This is a genomic window from Paenibacillus zanthoxyli JH29, from assembly GCF_000520715.1.
GTDB classification, from domain to species: domain Bacteria; phylum Bacillota; class Bacilli; order Paenibacillales; family Paenibacillaceae; genus Paenibacillus_AQ; species Paenibacillus_AQ zanthoxyli.
The window spans coordinates 1-7,508 of sequence record NZ_ASSD01000527.1 but is presented as its reverse complement, the minus strand read 5'-3'; the positions used below and the strand labels follow the sequence as shown (position 1 = coordinate 7,508).

Genomic DNA, 7,508 nt, shown 5'->3' with positions numbered 1-7,508 from the left:
AACCCGCCACTTGGCATGGTATGCCTTGGGAGTCTGTCACGCAGCAGCTTCAGGTTAACGTGCAGCGCGGCCTAACGGCGGTTCAGGTGAACGAATCGCGCGGCCGGCACGGAATGAATCGGCTGGCCGAGAAGGAGCATACCCCCTGGATTGTCTCGTATGCTAGCCAGTTTAAAGAGTTTACGACGCTGATTTTGCTGGGCACCTCGGTGCTCGCCCTGTTTACGGGCGGATTGTTCGACGGTCTCGCTATGGGCGCCGTGCTGCTCGCCAATGCGGCGATCGGTACGTTTCAGGAGCGAAAAGCCGAGCGGATCGTGGAAAGCTTGAATCAGTTTCAGCCTCCGGCCAGCAAGGTCATCCGTGATGGTGCGGAACAAAATATAAGCGCCATCGACCTGGTGCCGGGCGACATCGTCTGCCTTGAGCCGGGCGACCGGGTGCCTGCCGATATTCGCCTGATTCGCGCATGGAACCTCGAAGTGAACGAATCGGCGTTAACCGGCGAATCGGTCCCCGTCGTGAAGCAGGAGACCGAAGCCGAAGGAGAGTGCCCGCTGTCTGAGCGCAGCTGTATGCTGTACATGGGCACGGATATCTCCTGCGGCAAAGCCTTGGGTGTTGTCGTCCAAACCGGCATGAACACGGAATTCGGTCACCTGATGTCGCTGCTCAAAACCAATGAAAAAACAACAACGCCGCTCCAAGAAAAGGTTACGTCCATTAGTAAAAAATTTATCAAGTGGGCGTTTATCGCCGGAAGTATCGTATTTGTATCCGGGCTTCTGCGCGGCGTTCCGTTTCCTCAGTTGGTGAGCACCTCGATCACGCTCGTCGCCTCGGCGATTCCCGAGGGGCTTCCGGTTACCATCACGATCGCGCTGAGTGCGGGCATTTTCCGTATGGCCAAGAAAAATGCGCTCGTCCGTAAGCTGTCGGCACTTGAGACACTGGGCCATGCGACGATCATCTGTACGGACAAGACCGGCACACTGACGAAAAATGAAATGACGGTCAAGCAAGTCACCGCTATCGGCCGTGCCTGGGAGGTATCCGGGAGCGGATATGACCCAGCGGGCGATTTCTTGGAAAAGAGCCGGGCTGACAAAGGCTCCGGCCTGCCGGATTCCCCGGCAAATGAAAACTCCGCTGCGCAGCCGGAACTGCAGCGAATCCTGCAGATCGCCTGCCTGTGCAACAACAGTAAATTGGTCAAGCAAGGAGACGCCTGGTCGATGCAAGGAGATCCGACCGAAGGCGCGCTGCTGGCGATGGCCTATAAAGGAGGGGTCAAGCCGGAGCAGCTGACCCACTGGCATCGCGGCGCGGAGGTTCCTTTTGACTCCGGCACGGGAAAAATGAGCGTGGTATGCAAGGACACTACGTCCGGGCAGACCTGTTATATTTTCTCCAAGGGCTCCGTAGAATCGATTCTCCGCCGCTGCAGCAGATACCAGCAGAACGGTGAAGTCTATCCGATCACGGAGCAGCTTCGAACGGATATCCTGAAGGAAAGCGAACGGCTCGCTTCCAGCGCTCTGCGTGTGCTTGGCTTCGCCTACCGTACGCTGGAAGCGGATGAGCATGACCAGCAGGCAGACCTCGACGAGCGGGATATGATCTACGCCGGCATGGCCGGCATGATCGATCCGCCGAAGGCTGATGTGCAAAAAAGCATCGAAGAAGCGCTCTCCCTCGGCGTGAAGCCGATCATGATTACCGGGGATCATCCGATCACGGCGATCGCCATCGCCGAGCAAATCGGCATTATGGGCAGCAGCCAGCCGGGTCAAGTCCTCACCGGTCACGAACTTGACCGTATGAGCGACGAGGAGCTTGAGCAGTCTGTCGACCGGGTGTCCATCTTTGCCCGTATGACGCCTGAGCATAAGCTGCGCATCGTCAGCATGCTCCGCAAAAAAGGGCATATCGTTGCCATGACCGGGGATGGCGTGAATGACAGTCCGGCGATCAAGCGGGCTGACGTCGGAATCGCGATGGGCCAGGCCGGCACGGAGGTCAGCAAAGCGACCGCCGATATCGTATTGAAAGAAGACCACTTCGGCTCCATCGTAGAGGGGGTCAAGGAAGGCCGTACAATTATCGGCAATATCCGCAAGGCTCTGGGATGTCTGCTCACCGGCAATCTCGCGGAAATTCTCGTAACGAGCGTTGCGGTGATATTCGGTATGCCGATTCCGCTCGTTCCCATTCAAATACTGCTTATGAACATGCTGACCGACGCACTGCCGGCCATGGTTCTGGCCGTCAACCCAGGCAGCAAAGTGAAGCGGACGAAACGGGCGAACATTGTGGACAAACCGCTATACCGCAAGGTCATTACGCGCGGCGTACTGCTTGGCGCGGGGGCGCTCGGTCTGTTTGGTCTGGCTCTGGCCTCCGGGCAGCCCGTGGCTATGGCGCAAAGCGTCGCTTTCGCGACGCTGGTGGCAGGCCAGCTGATCCAAACGTTCTCCTGGCGCCAAGAAGACAGCGAGCAAACGATGGGCGATTGGAGTAAAGACCGCTTCCTGGTCGGCGCATTGAGCATCTCCTGGCTCGCCCTGCTGGGCGCGCTGTATGTTCCTCCGCTCAACCAGTTTTTCCATACCGCGCCAATTCCCCTGCAGCTCTGGGGGCCTATCCTGCTCGTCGCAGGTTCGATTTCCTGGCTCTCGAGGCCGATCCTGTCCTTCCTCGAAAGGAAGGATCAGACGACGGGTACGGCGGCCCCCTCCTATTCCGCAGCCTAGCTGCGGGATAGGCTTTTTCTATCAACTTAAGGAGGTTACCTGAACATGCTGGAAAAAAACACGGACAGATTTATCGTGGGCACTGCGCTTGCCTTTGCAGCCTCCACCCTTTGGCCGATTGTGAAAAATACCTTGAAGCCGCTCGCAGAAACCGGGACGCAGAGTACCGCAGGTTTGACAGGCCGTATTCAATACGCCCTGCAGATCGCCCGCGACGAAATGGAAGACATTGTCGCCGAAGCGCAATTTGAACGGATGAGAAAGCGGCTGGATCAGGAGATTTCTGCGGAATCCTCTTCAGCCGGAGAGACGGGAGGGACACTGCGTGCAGAATGAAGCCATTGATCAGCATCTTCAGGAGGCGCTGACGCATTTGGAGGAAGCCATCAATCTGAGCATACATAGCGTGATGGATAATCAAGCCTCCAGTAATGAGATTGGCGGCAAGTGGGAGCAATTTTTAGGCCAGTTCTACGGTATGGTTAAGGATAAGGGAAAAAAATCACGGATCAACCTGCTCAGTTGGATCTCTTTTGCCAAAATCCGCTGACAAGCAAACCAAGAATTCTCCGGCAGCAGGCCCCTCGGCCTGCTGCTTCAATTTTTATTTCTCCCACGAAAAAGAACCTCGTTTTAGCGGCAGTTTTTCTTACAACTCAAAAAGCCATTCATCTTCGTTAACATTCACCAAGTTCCTCAATCTTCAAAAAAATACCAATAACTTGTCTCCGTCCCTCAGCAATACCGATTTATTACCGGTTAAACCGGAAGAACGAAATTGGAAGGCGTTTAACTTTACTTCCATCCGGATGGCCTCTTCCCGAAATGGATCACTTTCAAACGCAGAGGATATATAGCAACTACCCTGTCTTTATTGACTGTCCCATGGAAAATAATGGGGAAATCTAAGCTAACGTTGGAGGTAGAAGACCTTTACAAGTTAACCGGGAATGTGGCAACCGCCATTGGAGCCCTGGTATCATTGATTAGGCAATTTGTTCCTTCGTTAAAATACTTATATGATATTTCCTGGTTCGTAGGGGTATTGTTTGCTTTCGTTACGTATATTGTCCTGATGAGACTGCATCCGCCGGCTGACCGCCCAAGCGCCCTTTCCGCGAATGCATATGATGATTATGCCTACACATTGAAAGGAGCGATCACATATGGGATTTTTCCAACGCCGGGAACCGGCCAAGGATTTCCAGGGTTCCCGGGCGGACCTGGCATGCCGGGAGGACCGGGGTTTTCAGGTGGATTTCCCGGGACTCCGGGACTTCCGGGAGGTGCACCGGGAGGCGTTCAAGCGCCGACGGCTCCTCCACCGCAATTCGTACCGCAAATGTCGGCCACCACATTTGCCATCGACCCCGGCGGGATCAGACGCTGCCTGTTCCGCAACACATACATTTGGCTGAACAACGGCGAGCAATTTTGGTTCTACCCGGTATTCGTCGGGCGTAATTCTATTGCCGGGTTCAGATGGTTCGGTTTCTTCTGGGCGTACTTTGGCATTGATTTGAATCAGATTCGCTCGTTCACCTGCTTCTAAGGCAGACAGTGAAAGAGAACAGCCTGCGGGCTGTTCTCTTTGTCGTGCGACTATTCGTGTTTTCCGCTATCATCCAAGAGTCAACGGTTAGGTCGTACACTGGATAGTAGTGAGGATCCAGAAGATATTTTTATATCTACTGAAGTAGGCTCGCTAGAAAATCCGGAGGAACCAATATTTGCACTTATTCTACCTGAAAATGATAGCATGATGAATAATAAGTTACAAACATTGACTTTTGGAAAAAGAACCGGCAAGGACCATCTTTTCACCTATATCAAAATAGCCCCACAAAGTGAGGCCTATGCTTCGATGCTTATTCCAAATACTTTGCGGGGACCCCGAAAACTTATAAATTCTTTACCGAGCTCTGCCCACAGCAAAACTCGGTTCTCTTTCGGCCAGCTTTCGACTTAATTAGGCGAGCTTCACCCATTCCCCTTGGGCATCCGCCGACTTCATCTCCGCTTCCACGACTTCCAGCGATTCCGCCGCGCTTTCCGGTGTACACACGTTAACAGGCTTGTCATGGATGACCGCATCCAGGAAATAATCCAGTTCCCGGTAATAACCGGCTTCAGGCGAAATCTCCGGGGTAAAGCCAGGTGCATCATTCGGATTCACCTTGACCGTACTGCCGTCAAATACTACACTGCCCCCTTCAAAATTAACCCGATAGCCCATGTAAAAGCCGAAATCGCCCTCCAGCGTCCAGTCCACCTGGGAGTTGATGACCTTCCCGTCTTTATAATAATAATGGGTCGAGGCGATATCGTATCCGCTTCCCGGAAGCACATTGCGCCCAAGCGTCGATACTTTTTCCGGCTTGCCGAACAGATAGTTGATCATATCCGTATCGTGTATATGCATGTCCATAATACAGCCGCCGCTCAGCTTTTCATCGAGGAACCAGTCCTTCGGCGCGCCGGAACCGCGATAGAAATAACCTTCCGTCGCCTGACCGAACTTGCCGCTGGCTACAACTTCCTTCAAGTATTCATAGCCCGGCCAGAACCGGAGGCACTGCCCGATCATAAGCTTCTTGCCGCTGCTCTTAGCCGTCTCGACCATCTTCCGCGCGTCCGCCGAATGCCTTGCCATCGGCTTCTCGCAGAATACATGAAGCCCGCGCTCCAGCAGCGAGCAGGCCATTTCGGCATGCAGATACGTAGGGACTGCCAGACTGACGGCATCCAGCTCCTCGTTAGCCAGCATGTCTTCCAAATCACGATATAGATGGTATGCGGACAAATCATATACTTCACGGGCCGTACTCATATTTCCGGTCGCCTTTTGGCCCTTCAGTTCTTCAATCCGCGGGTCACAGACCGCCGTCAGCGTGATCGGATAGCCGTCTTCATTCAGCTTGACGTAATGATCAAAATTCATCCGGCCCATGAAACCGAATCCTACCAGTCCTACTTTAAACATTTCCCTCACTCCTGCTTAGGCTTTGTAATCCGTCCGGCCCAAAATAGCGTCCATCGACGCGGAAGTATTGAAGATGATCTGCTCGGTGTAATGCTTGTAAGCAAGAATCATCTCGCCTGTCACATAGCCGTCGTATCCAATCTCTCGAAGGGCGCTAACGACTGCGGGATAATCCACGTCTCCGGCGAGCAGGTCCACGAACCCGTGAAGACCTCCCGCTTCCCGGCGGTAATCTTTGAAATGCACCTTCTTGATCCGGTCGCCCAGAATCCGCACCCATTGCTCCGGATAGCCGGAGTGTACGATATTCCCCACATCCAAGTACGAGCCTACGAAGCGCGAGCCAATCGCATCAATAAATCCGCGCATTTCAAGCGGGGACAGCAGAAATTTATTCCACACATTCTCGATGCCGATGGCTACGCCCAATTGCTCGGCCTCCGGCGCCAGCTTGCCGATCGCCTCCAGCGCTCTGTCATAGGCTTTGTCGTAGGCGACAACCTCGGAGCCCGGGATAAAATCCACGCCGACCGCACCCGGAATAACTAGGATGGCATCGGCTCCGAGAACGGCTGCGAGCTCAAGCTGTTTTTTGCAGACATCTATCATTTCCCCCGGGGAAAGCTGATTCCGGTACTCTTGGGAATTGGAACTACCGGCTTCGTTTTTGCTTCGGTCAGTCAATTCTGGCTGGCGCCCGGCATTGCTTTTTTTGCCGTAACGGTCTGCAATACCGCCTGGAATACGATTGTCACTTCCGTTCGTCAAGAGACTATTCCCTCGGATATGATCGGACGGGTTCTTGGTTTTTCACGAGTATTGACTCGCCTTGCCATGCCTTTAGGAGCAATGACAGGCGCTGCGCTTTCCGAATGGACCGATCCCCGGGCAGTATTTGCCGTTGCGGCAGCAGCCAAGATCTTGGAAGTAACGATTGCTTTGATCACACCGATTCGAAGACTCTAATTATTTAACATACTGTCCCTAACCTTACGGCAATGCAAGCTTCCCCAGCACCGTTGAACGACCTGCGCCTGTAGCGGAAGGGAGATGGTTGCTGATACCGTGCATGAAATCATTTCCCAGCAGCGTGAAAATGACCACCTCCTTCGCATCATCGCTAAATGGAGGTTCTTTGTCATGAACTTTTCCAGGCAGATTACGAAAAAAGGTGTCCCGCAGCCATCCGGAGATGACGGGCGGAACACCTTTTGTTGATATTAGAATATTAAGATACCTTCTTCTCCAGCATACGGAAGATAATAACCGCCGCCTGAGCGCGGTTCGCGATGCCCTTCGGTGCGAATTTTCCTGCATCCACACCGTTCACAATTCCAAGCTCGGTCAATTGCGCGACTGCTTCCTGTGCGTATGGCGCAATTTTAGACTTGTCGGCGAACTTCTGCAGCGCCGCATTCTTATCTACCGGCTGCAGTTGTCCTTTAAGGGCGTTCACGATCATAATCGCCATTTCTTCACGGCTAATTTCACGTCCCGGCTCGAATTTGCCGCTTCCGGAACCTTTTACAATACCGGCCTTAACCGCTGCGGCAATCGAATCCGAGTACCAAACGCCCTGCTTAACATCTTTGAATGTATTGCTTGCTCCGGTATCCGTCAGGCTCAGCGAACGAACCAGCATCGTAACGAATTCCGCGCGGGTAACATTTTTGGCCGGTGCAAAATTACTGCCGTCCACGCCTTTGATGATGCCTTTGGCCGCCAAGGCATTGATCGCTTCCTGCGCCCACGCAACTTTGCCCAGATCCTTG

The 7,508-nt window shown here is 53.6% G+C and carries 6 protein-coding genes and 2 pseudogenes; 5 read left to right on the top strand and 3 right to left on the bottom strand.

The features are described 5' to 3' along the window. From L691_RS0120415 to L691_RS29600, 4 genes are all read left to right on the top strand, one after another. Positions 1-2,753: cation-translocating P-type ATPase (locus tag L691_RS0120415; RefSeq protein ID WP_036737487.1), on the top strand; the 2,753-nt coding region annotated here is incomplete at its 5' end. A gap of 45 nt (positions 2,754-2,798) precedes the next feature. Further along, positions 2,799-3,089 carry a hypothetical protein gene (locus L691_RS0120410; RefSeq protein WP_025692200.1) on the top strand — a complete coding sequence of 97 codons (291 nt, stop codon included), beginning with the start codon at positions 2,799-2,801 and terminating at the stop codon, positions 3,087-3,089. Next, positions 3,079-3,303 (top strand): hypothetical protein, encoded by a 225-nt coding sequence (locus L691_RS0120405; protein ID WP_025692199.1) that lies wholly within the window; start codon positions 3,079-3,081, stop codon positions 3,301-3,303. Before L691_RS0120410 ends, L691_RS0120405 begins: the two co-directional genes overlap by 11 nt. A 525-nt stretch (positions 3,304-3,828) precedes the next feature. Further along, positions 3,829-4,305, top strand: a complete 477-nt coding sequence (locus tag L691_RS29600) for a collagen-like protein (RefSeq protein ID WP_408634772.1) — start codon at positions 3,829-3,831, stop codon at positions 4,303-4,305. A gap of 417 nt (positions 4,306-4,722) precedes the next feature. Here L691_RS29600 and L691_RS0120390 read toward each other — a convergent pair whose 3' ends face one another. Next, positions 4,723-5,736, bottom strand: a complete 1,014-nt coding sequence (locus tag L691_RS0120390; RefSeq protein WP_025692197.1) for a Gfo/Idh/MocA family protein — start codon at positions 5,734-5,736, stop codon at positions 4,723-4,725. Between the two features lie 15 nt (positions 5,737-5,751). Further along, a pseudogene (locus L691_RS29595) lies at positions 5,752-6,342 on the bottom strand (sugar phosphate isomerase/epimerase family protein); the annotation flags it as partial. 9 nt (positions 6,343-6,351) lie between these two features. Between L691_RS29595 and L691_RS32190 the strand changes: the two are divergent. Further along, positions 6,352-6,702: pseudogene (locus tag L691_RS32190) on the top strand (MFS transporter); the annotation flags it as partial. Between the two features lie 262 nt (positions 6,703-6,964). Here L691_RS32190 and L691_RS0120370 read toward each other — a convergent pair. Beyond that, positions 6,965-7,508 (bottom strand): S-layer homology domain-containing protein (locus tag L691_RS0120370; protein ID WP_025692195.1); only part of this gene is annotated, 544 nt, incomplete at its 5' end.